16 protein-coding genes are annotated in these 15,063 nt (G+C 46.6%); 8 read left to right on the top strand and 8 right to left on the bottom strand.

The features are described 5' to 3' along the window. Nucleotides 1-641 precede the first annotated feature (641 nt). A complete protein-coding gene (locus tag ACED46_RS07525) occupies nt 642-1,187 on the top strand; it encodes a gamma carbonic anhydrase family protein (protein WP_017058763.1) in 546 nt (181 codons plus the stop codon). Here ACED46_RS07525 and ACED46_RS07520 read toward each other — a convergent pair. From ACED46_RS07520 to ACED46_RS07505, 4 genes are all read right to left on the bottom strand, one after another. Further along, entirely contained in the window at nt 1,184-1,453 is a 270-nt protein-coding gene (locus ACED46_RS07520; RefSeq protein ID WP_017058764.1) for a DUF1488 domain-containing protein, read from the bottom strand. The two genes, ACED46_RS07525 and ACED46_RS07520, sit on opposite strands and share 4 nt — an antisense overlap. Nucleotides 1,454-1,470: 17 nt before the next feature. Further along, on the bottom strand, nt 1,471-2,301 hold the full coding sequence (gene aroE, locus ACED46_RS07515; protein WP_371721175.1) for a shikimate dehydrogenase: 831 nt from the start codon (nt 2,299-2,301) through the stop codon (nt 1,471-1,473). A gap of 77 nt (nt 2,302-2,378) precedes the next feature. Beyond that, nucleotides 2,379-3,296, bottom strand: a complete 918-nt coding sequence (gene hemF, locus ACED46_RS07510) for an oxygen-dependent coproporphyrinogen oxidase (protein WP_371721174.1) — start codon at nt 3,294-3,296, stop codon at nt 2,379-2,381. Between the two features lie 19 nt (nt 3,297-3,315). Continuing rightward, nucleotides 3,316-3,873 carry an L-threonylcarbamoyladenylate synthase gene (locus ACED46_RS07505; RefSeq protein ID WP_017058767.1) on the bottom strand — a complete coding sequence of 186 codons (558 nt, stop codon included), beginning with the start codon at nt 3,871-3,873 and terminating at the stop codon, nt 3,316-3,318. 195 nt (nt 3,874-4,068) lie between these two features. On the opposite strand from ACED46_RS07505, the gene purE reads away from it, so the two are divergent. Then, complete coding sequence (gene purE, locus ACED46_RS07500) at nt 4,069-4,554, top strand: 5-(carboxyamino)imidazole ribonucleotide mutase (RefSeq protein ID WP_004735777.1); 486 nt, start codon at nt 4,069-4,071, stop codon at nt 4,552-4,554. 5 nt (nt 4,555-4,559) lie between these two features. Then, nucleotides 4,560-5,690, top strand: coding sequence for a 5-(carboxyamino)imidazole ribonucleotide synthase (locus ACED46_RS07495; RefSeq protein ID WP_017067188.1), 1,131 nt, complete (start codon nt 4,560-4,562; stop codon nt 5,688-5,690). An 88-nt stretch (nt 5,691-5,778) separates the two neighbouring features. Here the strand turns inward: ACED46_RS07495 and ACED46_RS07490 are convergent, their stop codons facing one another. Genes ACED46_RS07490 through ACED46_RS07475 form a run of 4 tightly spaced genes read right to left on the bottom strand, consistent with a single transcriptional unit; the run spans nt 5,779 to nt 9,035 of the window. After that, complete coding sequence (locus tag ACED46_RS07490; RefSeq protein ID WP_017067187.1) at nt 5,779-6,348, bottom strand: type I DNA topoisomerase; 570 nt, start codon at nt 6,346-6,348, stop codon at nt 5,779-5,781. Nucleotides 6,349-6,360: 12 nt separating this feature from the next. Further along, the gene (locus ACED46_RS07485) at nt 6,361-6,837 is read right to left on the bottom strand and encodes a DUF494 family protein (protein WP_029235095.1); all 477 of its coding nucleotides are present in this window, start codon (nt 6,835-6,837) and stop codon (nt 6,361-6,363) included. Between the two features lie 3 nt (nt 6,838-6,840). Then, the gene (gene dprA, locus ACED46_RS07480) at nt 6,841-7,953 is read right to left on the bottom strand and encodes a DNA-processing protein DprA (protein ID WP_017063004.1); all 1,113 of its coding nucleotides are present in this window, start codon (nt 7,951-7,953) and stop codon (nt 6,841-6,843) included. Next, a complete protein-coding gene (locus tag ACED46_RS07475) occupies nt 7,950-9,035 on the bottom strand; it encodes a LysM peptidoglycan-binding domain-containing protein (RefSeq protein ID WP_371721173.1) in 1,086 nt (361 codons plus the stop codon). Before ACED46_RS07475 ends, dprA begins: the two co-directional genes overlap by 4 nt. Nucleotides 9,036-9,175: 140 nt before the next feature. Here ACED46_RS07475 and def point away from each other — a divergent pair, with 140 nt between their 5' ends. The 5 genes from def (at nt 9,176) to ACED46_RS07450 (ending at nt 15,058) form a co-directional block, all read left to right on the top strand. After that, nucleotides 9,176-9,688 carry a peptide deformylase gene (def, locus tag ACED46_RS07470; protein WP_017058772.1) on the top strand — a complete coding sequence of 171 codons (513 nt, stop codon included), beginning with the start codon at nt 9,176-9,178 and terminating at the stop codon, nt 9,686-9,688. A gap of 37 nt (nt 9,689-9,725) precedes the next feature. Continuing rightward, on the top strand, nt 9,726-10,673 hold the full coding sequence (gene fmt, locus ACED46_RS07465) for a methionyl-tRNA formyltransferase (protein ID WP_017058773.1): 948 nt from the start codon (nt 9,726-9,728) through the stop codon (nt 10,671-10,673). 92 nt (nt 10,674-10,765) lie between these two features. Then, nucleotides 10,766-12,046 carry a 16S rRNA (cytosine(967)-C(5))-methyltransferase RsmB gene (rsmB, locus tag ACED46_RS07460; protein WP_017058774.1) on the top strand — a complete coding sequence of 427 codons (1,281 nt, stop codon included), beginning with the start codon at nt 10,766-10,768 and terminating at the stop codon, nt 12,044-12,046. A 109-nt stretch (nt 12,047-12,155) separates the two neighbouring features. Further along, nucleotides 12,156-13,532, top strand: a complete 1,377-nt coding sequence (gene trkA / locus ACED46_RS07455; protein ID WP_004735766.1) for a Trk system potassium transporter TrkA — start codon at nt 12,156-12,158, stop codon at nt 13,530-13,532. 80 nt (nt 13,533-13,612) lie between these two features. Continuing rightward, complete coding sequence (locus ACED46_RS07450) at nt 13,613-15,058, top strand: TrkH family potassium uptake protein (protein WP_371721172.1); 1,446 nt, start codon at nt 13,613-13,615, stop codon at nt 15,056-15,058. Nucleotides 15,059-15,063: the final 5 nt, after the last annotated feature.

The following is a 15,063-nucleotide window of genomic DNA, read 5'->3' as shown; positions in this document are numbered from 1 at the left end:
TGTTAGGCCTGCCGCCAGCGTTCAATCTGAGCCATGATCAAACTCTTCAATTTAAGATTTTGTGACTCAACGAATACTGACTTCAAAACTAATATTTACCGAAGTAAACATGTAATTCTAAAGCTATTACCCCTCTCTTCTTAAATAAATAGGAACAGAATGGTAATGAATTGACTGTGCCGAATAACTACAAGTAGTTAAACGTATTGGTCACTCAGTTCATTGAAATCAATTTTGATTCCGAAGAATCTGTTTTATCTAACGATAAAACGTTTTGATATTCATCAACGAGTGCCCACACAGATTGATAGGTTTAAATTGTTAAAGAGCTTTTCCTTTTTGAGCTTCGCTCAAATCGGACGGCCATTTTAGCGATTTAAGTTTTAGTGTCAACCACTATTTTCAAAACTTTTTTCAAGCGCTTAGCTTGGCTAATTTGACCTGCTGATTCGTTTTGGTTTCTTACGAAGCCATCCCGTGTCAGCGAGGTGGCATTATAGAGATTTCGATCACACTGGCAAGCCCTTTTTGAAGTTTTTCTTACTTTTTTGATTGTTCGAGCGTTTTTTGTTCAAAACACCCCATTTTCACTAGTATTCCTCTTAATTAAGGGCTTAAGGTGCCTATATAAAGGAGGATTTATGAGTTCAATACGCAGTTATAAAGGAATATCCCCTCAGATTGGGCAAGGTGTCTATATAGATACCAGTTCAGTACTGGTTGGTGATATCAAAATCGGTAACGACTCTAGCGTGTGGCCTTTGGTTGCAGCTCGAGGGGATGTGAACCACATTCATATTGGAGAGAGAACGAATATCCAAGATGGTAGTGTCTTGCACGTCACCCATAAGAATGCTGAAAACCCTGACGGTTATCCTCTCTTAATAGGTAATGATGTCACTATCGGGCATAAAGTAATGCTGCATGGCTGCACTATTGAGGATCGTGTACTTGTTGGTATGGGAGCGATCGTGTTGGATGGCGTGATTATCCAAAAAGAAGTGATGATTGGTGCTGGTAGCTTAGTGCCACCAAACAAGGTACTTGAAAGCGGTTACCTCTATGTAGGAAGCCCAGTAAAACAAGCTCGCCCATTAAATGATAAAGAGCGTGCCTTTCTACAGAAGTCTGCAGACAACTACGTTCAGAATAAAAATGACTATCTAGACTCTGTAATTTCAGTCTAAAGCGCTTTGATCTGAATCCGATTAGAGGAGTCATACTCCTCTTCTTCTATTAACTCTTCCGCTAGCTCTTCAATATCGAAACGTAACTCTGAAAAGATAACTAAAGCTTGATCGCCTTCTTCTATATCTTTACCTGCCAATCGTGATAATTCCTCAATAGACATGACACATTCAATCAATGCGCCCGACTGTTGTGCTGGGAACGTGATTGTTCGGCTCTCTTCATCCCAATCTTGGATATCAGGAAATAGAATTGATTGATTCATTTTTTATAAACACCCCATTACATCTCTAGATTTTTACGTAATTCTCTTAAAATCTGTTTTGTTCCCGGACGAAGACCACGCCAAAGCATAAAGCTTTCTGCTGCCTGCCCCACTAGCATACCCAAACCATCATAAGCAGCATGAACACCATTATCTAATGCCCATTGATTGAATACCGTCGTTCCAGATCCATAAACCATGTCATAAACGGCGCTAGTAGAATTGAAAATCACCTCAGACACTTCAGGAAGCTGCCCGCTTAGACCAGATGAGGTAGAGTTAATAATGACATCAAAGCCTTCATTAACATCACTTAGCCCCATCCCCTTGATGTTGCCATGCGACGAAAACATCTCAGCCAGAAGTTCAGCCTTGGAGCTGGTTCGATTAGCGACCACCAGCTGGTGTGGCTTTTGGTCGAGAAGAGGTTGAATCACTCCTCTCGCAGCACCACCAGCGCCAAGAAGAAGAACACGTGCTCCTTTTAGCGTGACTTGATGTTGAAGCAGGTCTTGAACTAAGCCCTCACCATCGGTGTTATCACCAATGATCTCTCCATCATCTAACTTCTTAAGGGTATTTACGGCACCAGCTAGTTCAGCTCTCTCAGTTAGGCGATTGGCTAACTGATAGGCATCTTCTTTAAAAGGCGCTGTGACATTGCACCCTCGACCACCTTCGCTGAAAAAGGTTTTGGCAGCAGTGATAAATTGACCGTGCTCTGGCTGTAATGCTGTATAGGTAAGTTGTTGGCTGGTTTGGCGAGCAAATAATGTATGAATGAATGGCGATTTGCTTTGCCCAATAGGATTACCGAAAACGGCATAACGATCTACTTGCTGTGTCATATCCTTACCTAACAGAAATAATAAAAAGGGTCATCTATATAGATGACCCTATCACTATCCCTATAAGGAAGGAAGAACTACCAAACTCGAGGTTTGAGGTAGTCACTATAAAGCAGAGCTTCTGGTGAGCCCGCTTGCGGTTCATAGCGATATTCCCAACGAGCCAACGGCGGCATCGACATCAATATAGACTCTGTGCGTCCACCGCTTTGCAGGCCAAATAAGGTACCACGGTCGTAAACTAGGTTGAATTCAACATAGCGGCCACGACGGTATAGTTGGAAGTCACGCTCACGTTCGCCATAAGGTGTATCTTTGCGACGCTCGACAATAGGTAAGTACGCCGCAGCAAAACCTTCACCGACAGCCTGCATATAAGCAAAGCTCTTATCGAAACCCCACTCATTTAAGTCATCAAAGAACAGACCACCAACACCACGTGTTTCGTCTCGGTGAGGAAGATAGAAGTACTTATCACACCACTCTTTGTGTTCTTGATAAACATCATCACCAAACGGCGCACAAAGATCTTTAGCAGTTTGATGCCAAGATTGGCAATCTTCATCGACAGGATAAAATGGCGTTAAGTCAAAACCACCACCAAACCACCAAATCGGGTCTTCCCCTTCTTTTTCCGCAATGAAGAATCGAACGTTCGCGTGTGAGGTTGGGATATATGGGTTTTTAGGGTGGATAATTAATGAAACCCCCATCGCCTCAAACTTACGTCCGGCTAACTCAGGACGGTGAGCGGTTGCAGAGGCAGGCATTGCTTTACCAGCGACGTGAGAGAAGTTAACTCCACCCTGTTCAAATAAAGCACCATTGGTCATCACGCGAGTACGACCACCGCCACCTAGACGATCGCCAGGTTCTCGCTCCCATGCATCTTCTTCAAACAACGCTACACCATCAGCTTGCTCAAGCTGCTGGCAAATCGAATCTTGTAGGCTCAGTAAAAACTGCTTTACTGCTTCTTTATCAATTGCTGACATCTTACTTCCTTTGCAGGGTTTAACCCTGTCTTAATATTTTCGACGTTTTTGCATCTCTAATTTCGCTTGGCTTCTCACGGCCCCCCGTTTGGCCTTCTAGAATCGCGACTAAGTGTTGACCCAGTTGCTGTTGAACTTCTTCAGTCGTCATACAAGGCGGCTCGCCAGTCAGGTTGGCACTGGTAGAGGTTAACGGCTTGCCGAACTCATTACACATTCTTTGAACCAAAGGGTGATCCGTCACTCGTACCGCGATGGAATCAAACTGGCCGCTGACCCAGTCAGTAACTTTGCTGCTGGTTGGCATAATCCAAGTGACCGGACCTGGCCATGTCGCTTTCACTGTTACCAACTGTTCTTCCGTCAACTGGCTTTCATCAATATAAGGAAGCAGCTGCTCGTAACTTGCAGCAATCAAGATCAAGCCCTTTTCAACTGGACGCTGTTTTAACTCGAGTAATTTCTTGATGGCATGTGGATTATCAGGATCACAACCAACCCCAAAAACGCCTTCGGTCGGGTAAGCAATGACTTCACCTTGTTGTAATGCCTGCAATGTATGTTGAAAGTTATCCACGGGTTGCCTCATTAAGTCAGTTATCGAACTCGCTAAGTGTACAAATTATCATTCACTGTGACTAAAGCTATTTGTTTATAAAATGTATCAATTAACAACTTAGACTGACGCAAACGTTTTCCTTAAGTAATTTTACCCGTATAATGCGCGCAAAATATCTAATCACTAATTAAATCGTACCTGAAGGAGTTTGAGATGACTGTCGGTATTATCATGGGTTCTAAATCTGATTGGCCAACAATGAAGCTAGCTGCAGAAATGTTGGATCAGTTTGGCGTGGCGTACGAAACAAAAGTGGTTTCTGCTCACCGCACACCTCAGTTGCTTGCAGACTACGCAACCAGTGCGAAAGAGCGCGGTATTAAAGTAATTATTGCTGGTGCTGGCGGTGCAGCGCACCTTCCGGGCATGGCTGCTGCTTTCACAAGCGTACCAGTTCTGGGTGTTCCAGTTCAGTCTAAAGCGCTGAAAGGCATGGACTCTCTGCTTTCTATCGTGCAGATGCCAAAAGGTATCGCGGTAGGTACTTTGGCTATCGGTGAAGCTGGCGCTGCCAATGCAGGCATCCTAGCGGCTCAAATCATTGGTACACACAATGAAGAAGTAATGGCAAAAGTAGAAGCATTCCGTTCTGAGCAAACAGAAACGGTTTTGGCTAATCCAAACCCTGCAGAGGACTAATTTCCATGCATGTTCTTGTGTTAGGCGCGGGCCAACTTGCTCGCATGATGTCCCTAGCTGGGGCACCGCTGAATATTGAAATTTCTGCTTTTGATGTTGGCAGCAAAAATATTGTTCACCCATTAACGCAAGCGATTCTAGGTAACGGCTTAGAAAATGCGATTGAGCGTGCGGACGTCATTACTGCTGAATTCGAACATATTCCTCACGATGTACTTGAGGTGTGTGAGCGCAGCGGTAAGTTCTTACCGACAACAGAAGCAATCAAAGCTGGCGGTGACCGTCGTCTTGAAAAAGCCCTGTTAGACGAAGCGAACGTGAAGAATGCTAAGTACTACGTGGTTAACTCTCGCGAAGACTTTGACGCTGCAATTGCTCACGTTGGCTTACCAATGGTGTTGAAGAGCACACTTGGCGGCTACGACGGCAAGGGCCAATGGCGCTTAAAGACATTAGACAATGTTGACGCGACTTGGGCAGAAATGGCTGAGTGCATTACCGCGACCGACAACCAAGCGATTGTGGCTGAAGAGTTTGTTCCGTTTGACCGCGAAGTATCACTGGTTGGTGCTCGTGATACCAATGGCGAGGTTCAAGTGTATCCACTGGCTGAGAATGTTCACACCGACGGCGTGTTGAGCTTATCGACAGCGATTGATGACATTGAACTGCAAGAGCAAGCGAAAACCATGTTCACTGCCATTGCTGAGCGTTTAGATTACGTTGGCGTGCTAGCACTTGAGTTCTTTGATGTTCAAGGTTCACTGCTTGTTAATGAGATTGCACCACGTGTTCATAACTCGGGCCACTGGACGCAACAAGGCGCAGAGACTTGTCAGTTTGAAAACCACCTACGTGCAGTGTGTGGCATGCCACTAGGTAGCACTAAACTGATTCGTCCAACCGCAATGATCAACATTCTTGGCGAAGATACTCTTCCTGAGGCTATTCTTGCTCAAGGTGGTTGTCATGTTCATTGGTATGGCAAAGAAAAGCGTGCAGGTCGCAAGATGGGTCACATTAACGTGAGCGCTGACTACAACGCAGAATTACAAAGAGCTTTGTGCTCATTGGCTGAGATTCTTGATAAGCAAGCCTACCCTGCTGTGCATGAGTTTGCTGAGCAGATGAAGTAAGCCTACATTGGCTTATTGATATAAAAAGTTTATTGGATACAAAAACGGCGCTCAGTGAGCGCCGTTTTTTTGTGTCTATAATATCGAGTTATTGAGATTGAATGTGGTGACACTTGCGATCAGCGCATTGCTTCTTGGTACCACTGGCTGTTTTCTTCTCAAGTAACAACGGGAACTGGCACTGTTCACAACGACCTATAACAGGTGGCTGATTAACGGCGAACTTACACTTAGGGTAGTTATCACACGCATAGAAGGTTTTGCCATAGCGAGATTTGCGCTCAACCAAGTGGCCTCGACCACACTCAGGGCAGGCAAAAAGTGGCTGCTCTTCAGGTTGTTCTTTCGGTTGGTCCAAAGATTCGATGTGATTACACTCTGGATAACTGCTACAGCCAATGAACATCCCAAAGCGACCTTGCCTTAATACCAATTCGTTTTGGCATTTAGGACACGGAACGCCCAGCTCTTTCACCACATGACCATCATTTTGATGAAGAGGCTTGATGTAATCACAGCTCGGATACTGCTTACAGCCTAAAAATGGGCCGTGCTTACCATGGCGAAGCTGAAGCTCCCCACCACACTGTGGACATGGTTCATGCTCTAACGCATGTTCATGTGCTGAAAAAAGCTGATTATCAATCTTACTACTCATGATAAGCCTGTATTAATGCAAGATACCTTGCTCTTTGGTGTACAACAGCTCTTCCATTTGCGTGTAAGCACTTTCATTACCCGGTACATTGAACAGTACCATTAAGATAATCCACTTCAGATCATCCAACTCAAATTCATTGGTCTCTAACCCCATGACACGATCAATCACCATTTCACGAATCTCTGTCGTGAGGACGTTGATCTGCTCAAGGAACAACAAGAAACCACGACACTCCATATTAATACGTGATATCTCTTTACTTGTGTAAACACGCATCGAGGTATTAGAGCACATAGTAATCGCCGCTTGGTTATCGGTATCTTGCAGTGCAGCAAGGTCTTCTAACCAATGGAGAGCCTTATAAATATCATCTTGGTGAAACCCCGCTCGAAGAAGTTCATCTTCAAGTTCGTCTTGATCCACCTGCAATTCAGAATCGCTATGGATGTAGGTTTCAAACAAGTACATCAGTATGTCCATCATCATAGCTTAGCCTCTCCCCTTTCGAATATAGCCACCGGAAACTGCAACAACATGCCCTGAGAGCTCAAGCTCTAAAAGCTGCATCATGACTTCATGCACAGGTATATGGGTTCTCTGTGCCAAAATATCAACGGGTGTCGCCTCTAATCCTACGTTAGCTAACAGCTGTGGAAATGGCAATTGTTCATTTTCACCCTCATTCGGCGTAGGTTCGAATAAGCTCGGCTGCTGATCTATAGACCAGTTTAACAGACTCTTTATTTCAATCAGAACATCTTGAGCATTTTGCACTAAACATGCTCCAGCTTTGATGAGACTGTTACCTCCGCGACTGGTTGGGCTATGAATAGAACCGGGCAGCGCAAACACTTCTCGACCTTGCTCCATGGCATAGCGAGCGGTAATTAAAGAGCCACTCTTCTCAGCCGCTTCCACCACCAAGGTTCCTAACGACAAGCCACTTATAATACGGTTACGACGGGGGAAATGTTCAGGTCTTGGTTTAGCACTCGGTCGAAACTCTGAAATCAGCGCTCCGTTCTCACAGATCCTCTCAGCTAGATTTCGGTGGCGGGCAGGATAAATGGAGTCCAAGCCAGACCCCAACACTGCAAAAGTTTCCCCTCTTTTATCTAGAGCACCATCATGAGCATAGCCATCGATACCTAAAGCTAAGCCACTGGTGACAATTAAACCGTTTTGGACAAACTCTTTGGCGAAGGACTTGGCGGTCTGCAGTCCTTCAATACTGGCATTGCGGCTGCCGACCATCGCGATTTGAGGCTCGATCAGTTTTTCAACGTGACCTTTAACGAAAAGAACACTGGGCGCAGAGGCAATCTCATTAAGCAGTTTGGGATAATGTGGGCAACTCGGAGTCAGGATGTGATGGTTGGATTGTTTAGCTCGCCAAGCGAGACAAGCCTCTACCTCTCTTGGGGCCTGTTCTCTTAGATAGGAGATTTGTTTGGTTGATAAACCCAATGCTTGCAGCTGTTGCCCTGAGTAACCAACAATATTTAAAGGAGAATCAACACTGAGTAGGCGAGCAAGACGCTTTCCACCCAGTTGCGGAATAAAACTTAACGTTAACCAAGCGATCAGTTGCTCTTCATTCACTCGCTTCCCTCTTCTGTCACTGCAAGGTCCAAAGGCGATACCGCCACAATGTCATTACTTACTGGCTTTGAACTTTGAGTGATCAACGCGAGGCTAAAATACTCATAAGGACGAATGACCATCAAGCTACCCAGCGAGGTACTTGGCAATTGCACCTTATCGCTCGCCGCAGACTCTTTATAACTGTATTCACCTTGCTTACCAAACACCACCGCACCGCTTTCGCTGAGGGTAAACATAGAACCTTGGCGAAGGTTATCCTGTGAACCTTTGTTGATCACTACCACCTGATTCTTCGCGCTGTATTGGCTGCCATCTAATGAGCCCAAGATATTAGCAAATTGACCCGCCGCACTAGGTGCAGGATAAAACGTGGTAGAGAGCTTCACCTGATCAACACCAAGTTCTGGTAGCACAAGGTCGTTCAGCAATACCTCTTGCAGCTGAGTGTCTATCTGCAAGCTGCTGAACTCAGCATCCACTTCTTTTAAGCGCGCCGTGGCGACCAAACGCAAAGAGGTCATACTTGCTTGGGGTTGCTGCCGTTGGTAGGTTTCAACTGCGCGGTAGATACCCCACTTTTGATGCTGTTGGTTACCTGAGATAAATAACCGTTCTACACCCGATAAGAAGCGTTTGCCATCGCTGGTACCTAATACTCGTTGCGCTGATTCGATATCTTGCTGCTCTACCAAGCGATCAGACTGTAAATATGGCAAAACCAGCCCTTCATTGACGGTAGGTACTGCTTTCTTCTCAGAGACACGAATCTTAGGGCTAAGCTTGATAACAGGCTTGAGGCTCAATACAGGCTCGCCATTAATCCAAACCAAAGACAGTTTATCTCCGGGATAAATGAGATGAGGGTTTTCTATCTCTGGATTGACCTGCCATAACCTTGGCCACAACCATGGACTATCGAGATACATCGCAGAGATATCCCACAAAGTATCGCCCTTAACCACCACATACGCCTCAGGTGCGCCCTGTTTAATGGTTAAAGGTTGCTCACTATTTTCAGCCGTAGCGGCGAACGAAATCGAGGCACAAATAAGAGATAAAGCAGGCAATAAATGACGCATGACCTAGGTTCCTTGGTCTGAATATATGACATCTGATTGGAGAATTACCTTCAGGATGCTGTCATTTGACCTCTAAAATGTCTAGAATTGAGCCAACAAGGTTTAAGCTGTTTCGGCACAGTTCAATATTTCGAGTGTATATGTCTGTATTACAAGTATTAACATTACCAGATGATCGTCTACGTACCGTGGCGAAACCGGTAAAAGAAGTTACCCCAGAGATTCAAAAGTTCGTTGATGACATGATTGAAACCATGTACGACGAAGAAGGTATCGGCCTTGCGGCAACGCAAGTAGATTTCCACCAACGCATCGTTGTTATCGATATTTCAGAAACACGTGATGAGCCAATGGTGCTTATCAACCCTGAAATTACTGAGAAGCGCGGCGAAGATGGAATCGAAGAAGGCTGCCTATCTGTACCAGGCGCTCGAGCTCTAGTACCTCGCGCTGCAGAAGTAACGGTTAAAGCACTAGACCGTGACGGCAACGAATTCACATTCGACGCTGACGACCTTCTGGCTATCTGTGTTCAGCACGAACTTGACCACCTAGAAGGCAAGTTGTTTGTTGATTACCTATCGCCACTAAAGCGTAAACGTATCCAAGATAAGCTAGCGAAGATTAAACGTTTCAACGAGAAACAAGGTTAATAACCGCTGCTATTACTAAATTAGAAGGAAGCCTACCTTGAGTCAGTCTTTAAGAATTGTCTTTGCAGGTACTCCGGATTTCGCCGCCCGTCACTTGGCGGCGTTGTTGTCTTCGGAGCATGAAGTTGTTGCTGTTTACACACAGCCAGATCGCCCAGCAGGCCGCGGTAAAAAACTCACTGCGAGCCCAGTAAAAAACATCGCACTTGAAAACAATATTCCGGTTTACCAACCAGAAAACTTCAAGTCAGATGAGGCTAAGCAAGAGCTAGCTGAATTGAACGCTGACATCATGGTTGTTGTCGCTTACGGCTTATTGCTTCCGCAGGTTGTATTAGATACGCCTCGCTTAGGTTGTATCAACGTACATGGCTCTATCCTACCGCGCTGGCGTGGTGCTGCTCCGATTCAACGCTCTATTTGGGCGGGTGATAAAGAGACAGGCGTGACGATCATGCAGATGGATATCGGCCTAGATACTGGCGACATGCTAAGTATCGCGACGCTGCCTATCGAAGCGACAGATACTAGCGCATCTATGTACGAGAAATTAGCGGGCCTTGGCCCTGATGCGCTTGTTGAATGTCTAGCGGACATCGCTTCTGGCAAAGCAGTTGCAGAAAAGCAAGACGATGAGCTTGCGAACTACGCGAAGAAGCTAAGCAAAGAAGAAGCGCGTATCAACTGGAGTGATGAAGCTGCGCATATTGAGCGCTGCGTTCGTGCCTTCAACCCATGGCCAATGAGTCACTTTGAAGCTGCTGAGAACAGCATTAAAGTATGGCAAAGCCGTGTGGCAGAGCAAACTTCTGATAAGCCTGCAGGTACCATTCTGCAAGCGGATAAAACTGGTATCTATGTTGCGACAGGGCAAGGCGTACTTGTTCTTGAACAACTGCAAGTTCCAGGTAAAAAAGCCATGTCAGTTCAGGATATCTTGAACTCACGTGCAAGCTGGTTTGAAGTTGGTACACAACTTTCTTAATCCGCTTTTAAAGCTGCTAATTACGCAGCTTAGAAAACCTTTACGAGGGCAGAGATGCCCTCATGTATTCAAATAAATATTCGGTACCCCTCATGAATGTTCGCGCTGCTGCTGCAAATGTCCTATTCCAAGTTGTCGATAAAGGCCACTCTCTGTCACACGCTCTCCCTGCGGCTCAAAAAACGATCCGTCCACGAGACCATGCTCTACTGCAAGAGATTTGCTACGGCGCACTTCGTTACCTGCCTCGTTTAGAGTCAATCGCTAACGAACTGATGGAAAACCCGCTTAAAGGTAAAAAGCGTGTATTCCACCACCTAATCTTGGTGGGCATTTACCAACTAAGCTTCATGCGTATCCCTTCGCATGCCGCGGTTGCTGAAACGGTTGAGGGCACTAAAACACTGCGTGGTCCAAGCCTGAGTGGTTTGATCAACGCTGTGCTACGTAGCTACCTACGTGACCAAGAAGAACTGGACGAGAAAGCCGTTAGTCACAATGCAGGCAAATACGGCCACCCAAGCTGGATTCTAAAAATGCTTCAAGAGAGCTACCCAGATCAATGGGAGCAACTGGTTGAAGCAAACAACAGTAAGGCACCAATGTGGCTGCGCGTTAACCGCCAACACCACACTCGTGACGAGTATGTTGAACTACTTAAAAACGAAAACATTGAATACACATTGCACCCAGAAGCAGCCGATGCCATAAAATTAGCTGCACCTTGTGATGTTACTTTGCTTCCTGGCTTCGACAGAGGTTGGGTATCAGTGCAAGACGCTGCCGCTCAGCTTTCGGTTGACTACCTAACACCAAAAGATGGTGAGCTGATCTTAGATTGTTGTGCTGCGCCAGGTGGTAAAACGGCACACATTCTTGAGCACACTCAAGACACTGAAGTGGTTGCGATTGACTGCGACATTAAACGTCTAGACCGCGTTTACGATAACCTTGAGCGTCTACAACTGCGTGCCGACGTAATTTGTGGTGATGCTCGCTACCCAGAAGAGTGGTGGATGGGTGATAAGTTCGACCGTATCCTACTTGATGCACCTTGTTCAGCGACTGGCGTCATTCGCCGTCACCCTGACATCAAGTGGCTACGTCGTGCGTCTGACATTGATGCGCTGGCTGAACTGCAAAGCGAGATTATGGATGCAATGTGGCGTCAGCTGAAAGAAGGCGGCACCATGGTTTATGCGACTTGTTCTATCACGCCGCAAGAAAACGTGCTGCAAGTGAAAGCATTCCTAGCACGCACTGAGAACGCTACGTTGGTTGGGTCTGATATCGAAAATCCGGGTCGTCAAATACTACCTGGAGAAGAAGATATGGATGGCTTCTACTACGCAGTTCTAGTAAAACAGGCATAACAACTAACAGCGGCTAAGAATTTATTTCTTAGCCGCTGTTTCTTTCTAGTGCATTATCAAAATAAAGTTAGATAACTAGAATTACCACGGTAAAGAAAAGAGAAAGGCTATGAAGATCATTATCCTAGGTGCTGGACAAGTTGGCGGTACCCTTGCTGAAAACCTGGTTGGTGAAAACAACGACATCACCATTGTCGACCGTAATGCTGACCGACTTCGTGAACTTCAGGATAAGTACGACCTTAGGGTTGTAAACGGTTATGCCAGCCACCCAAACACACTACGTGAAGCGGGTGCGCAAGATGCCGACATGTTGGTTGCCGTAACCAACATGGATGAAACCAACATGGCTGCGTGTCAGGTTGCTTTCTCTCTTTTCAATACGCCGAACCGAATTGCTCGTATTCGCTCTCCTCAATACCTAGAAGAGAAAGAAGCGTTATTCAAATCAGGTGCCATCCCAGTCGATCACCTGATCGCACCCGAAGAGCTAGTGACCAGCTACATCGAGCGCCTGATTCAATACCCAGGCGCACTGCAGGTTGTGAGCTTTGCTGAACAGAAGGTTAGCCTAGTAGCAGTAAAAGCCTACTACGGTGGTCCACTGGTTGGTAACGCATTGTCTGCTTTGCGTGAGCACATGCCGCACATTGATACCCGTGTTGCCGCTATTTTCCGTCAAGGTCGCCCTATTCGTCCACAAGGCACCACCATCATTGAAGCCGATGATGAAGTGTTCTTCGTCGCAGCGAGTAACCACATCCGCTCAGTAATGAGTGAGCTACAGCGCCTAGAGAAACCGTACCGCCGCATCATGATTGTCGGTGGTGGTAACATTGGTGCAAGCTTGGCAAAACGCCTTGAGCAGAGCTACAGTATCAAGCTTATCGAGCGCAGCTACACTCGCGCCGAGAAGCTGTCTGAAGAATTAGAAAACACCATCGTATTCTGTGGTGATGCCGCCGATCAAGAGCTGCTGACCGAGGAGAACATCGATCAAGTGGACGTGTTCATCGCCCTAACCAATGAAGATGAAACCAACATCATGTCAGCCATGCTGGCGAAGCGAATGGGTGCCAAGAAGGTAATGGTACTGATTCAGCGTGGTGCTTACGTAGACCTTGTTCAGGGTGGCGTGATTGATATTGCTATCTCTCCACAGCAAGCGACCATTTCTGCGCTGCTTACTCACGTTCGTCGTGCTGATATTGTTAACGTATCATCTCTACGTCGCGGCGCTGCAGAGGCGATCGAAGCGATTGCTCACGGTGACGAAACCACATCGAAAGTGGTTGGCCGAGCGATTGGCGACATCAAGCTACCACCGGGCACCACTATTGGTGCGATTGTTCGCGGAGAAGAAGTACTTATCGCGCACGATAGAACCGTAATCGAACAAGATGACCACGTAGTGATGTTCCTAGTGGACAAGAAATACGTACCTGATGTTGAGTCTCTATTCCAACCGAGCCCGTTCTTCTTATAGCCTTGTTCTCGTAAGTATCTTCTCGCAACCTTCTTCTTGTGAGAACGACGCTTCGGCACAAAGCGATGGTCTATTAAGCTATGGTCAACTTTCGTCCGATATTATTAGTGATAGGGTTAGTGTTATCAAAACTCGCCCTTTTCATGTACATCCCCACATTGGTTGCCTTTTTCACAGGCACCGGTGGCTTCCTCGAGTTTGGTCAATCGGTAGTGATCACGCACATTGTGGCGTTCATCTGCTTGAGCTTAGGGCGCTCCGCTAAGTTCCGACTTGGGGTGCGGGACATGTTCCTGATCACCTCTCTGGTATGGACGATAGCCAGTGCCTTTGCTGCACTGCCGTTTGTCTTCATCAACCACATCAGCTTCACTGACGCCTATTTTGAAACCATGTCTGGTATCACCACAACAGGCTCAACCGTATTAAGCGGCTTAGACAGCATGGCACCAAGCATTCTGTTGTGGCGTTCTATATTGCAATGGTTAGGTGGCATCGGCTTCATCGTTATGGCGGTAGCGGTTCTGCCAATGCTCAACGTCGGTGGTATGCGCCTGTTCCAAACCGAATCATCCGACTGGTCAGATAAAAGCAGCCCACGAGCAAAAACGGTCGCGAAGAACATCGTGGCGGTTTATCTGGTTCTGACTGGCTTGTGCATCATTAGCTATCTCTTTGCAGGCATGGGCATCTTTGACGCGATCAATCATGCCTTCACAACACTGTCTACGGGTGGTTACTCAACATCAGATGGCTCGATGAACCACTTCTCTAACAGTGCTCACTGGGTGGGAACCCTGTTCATGTTCCTTGGTGGTCTGCCGTTCCTACTGTTCGTTAGCGCACTGCGTGGCAGAAAACTCTCAATCCTCTACAAAGACGCGCAAGTGAGAGGCTTCACCTATCTATTCTTAGTCACCAGTGCCGTGATATCGACATGGTTGGTGGTTAGAGATGGCTACACGGTCATGGATGCGATGCGTGTTTCGATGTTCAATATTGTGTCCGTAGTTACCACTACCGGTTTTGGCTTAGAAGACTTCACCGCGTGGGGTGCACTGCCAACGACCTTGTTTGCGTTTCTAATGATGGCGGGCGCGTGCTCAGGTTCAACCTCTGGCGGTATCAAAATCTTCCGCTTCCAGATCGCGATGACCATGCTTCACAAACAGATGATGAAGTTGATCCACCCATCAGGTGTCTTTATTCAACGCTATAACCAACGCCCCGTTAATGACGACATTGTGCGTTCATTGGTCGCATTTGGTTTGATGTTCTTTATTACGATTATCTTAATTGCAGGTGGCTTGAGCGCGATGGGGCTTGATCCTGTGACCAGTATATCTGGTGCTATCACAGCCGTTGCCAACGTGGGCCCAGGCATGGGCAGCGTGATCGGTCCAACCGGGAACTTTGCTCCACTGCCAGACGCCGCTAAATGGTTGCTAAGCTTAGGAATGCTGATGGGGCGACTTGAGATATTGACGCTCATTGTTCTATTTTTCCCAGCCTTTTGGCGACGCTAACCAAG

The sequence above is a fragment of the Vibrio sp. 1S139 genome (assembly GCF_041439475.1).
GTDB classification, from domain to species: Bacteria; Pseudomonadota; Gammaproteobacteria; order Enterobacterales; family Vibrionaceae; genus Vibrio; species Vibrio crassostreae_C.
Note: the sequence above shows the minus strand (reverse complement) of the source record. Positions and strands in the feature narration are given on the sequence as shown.

What these genes read in the sequence shown, in the direction of transcription:
- ACED46_RS07490 (WP_017067187.1), bottom strand. Translation starts at nt 6,348, where the DNA reads ATGAGTAGTAAGATTGATAATCAGCTTTTTTCAGCACATGAACATGCG.
- ACED46_RS07525 (WP_017058763.1), top strand. Translation starts at nt 642, where the DNA reads ATGAGTTCAATACGCAGTTATAAAGGAATATCCCCTCAGATTGGGCAA.
- ACED46_RS07495 (WP_017067188.1), top strand. Translation starts at nt 4,560, where the DNA reads ATGCATGTTCTTGTGTTAGGCGCGGGCCAACTTGCTCGCATGATGTCC.
- ACED46_RS07450 (WP_371721172.1), top strand. Translation starts at nt 13,613, where the DNA reads ATGGTCAACTTTCGTCCGATATTATTAGTGATAGGGTTAGTGTTATCA.
- purE (WP_004735777.1), top strand. Translation starts at nt 4,069, where the DNA reads ATGACTGTCGGTATTATCATGGGTTCTAAATCTGATTGGCCAACAATG.
- hemF (WP_371721174.1), bottom strand. Translation starts at nt 3,296, where the DNA reads ATGTCAGCAATTGATAAAGAAGCAGTAAAGCAGTTTTTACTGAGCCTA.
- rsmB (WP_017058774.1), top strand. Translation starts at nt 10,766, where the DNA reads ATGAATGTTCGCGCTGCTGCTGCAAATGTCCTATTCCAAGTTGTCGAT.
- ACED46_RS07485 (WP_029235095.1), bottom strand. Translation starts at nt 6,837, where the DNA reads ATGATGATGGACATACTGATGTACTTGTTTGAAACCTACATCCATAGC.
- aroE (WP_371721175.1), bottom strand. Translation starts at nt 2,301, where the DNA reads ATGACACAGCAAGTAGATCGTTATGCCGTTTTCGGTAATCCTATTGGG.
- ACED46_RS07475 (WP_371721173.1), bottom strand. Translation starts at nt 9,035, where the DNA reads ATGCGTCATTTATTGCCTGCTTTATCTCTTATTTGTGCCTCGATTTCG.
- ACED46_RS07520 (WP_017058764.1), bottom strand. Translation starts at nt 1,453, where the DNA reads ATGAATCAATCAATTCTATTTCCTGATATCCAAGATTGGGATGAAGAG.
- def (WP_017058772.1), top strand. Translation starts at nt 9,176, where the DNA reads ATGTCTGTATTACAAGTATTAACATTACCAGATGATCGTCTACGTACC.
- trkA (WP_004735766.1), top strand. Translation starts at nt 12,156, where the DNA reads ATGAAGATCATTATCCTAGGTGCTGGACAAGTTGGCGGTACCCTTGCT.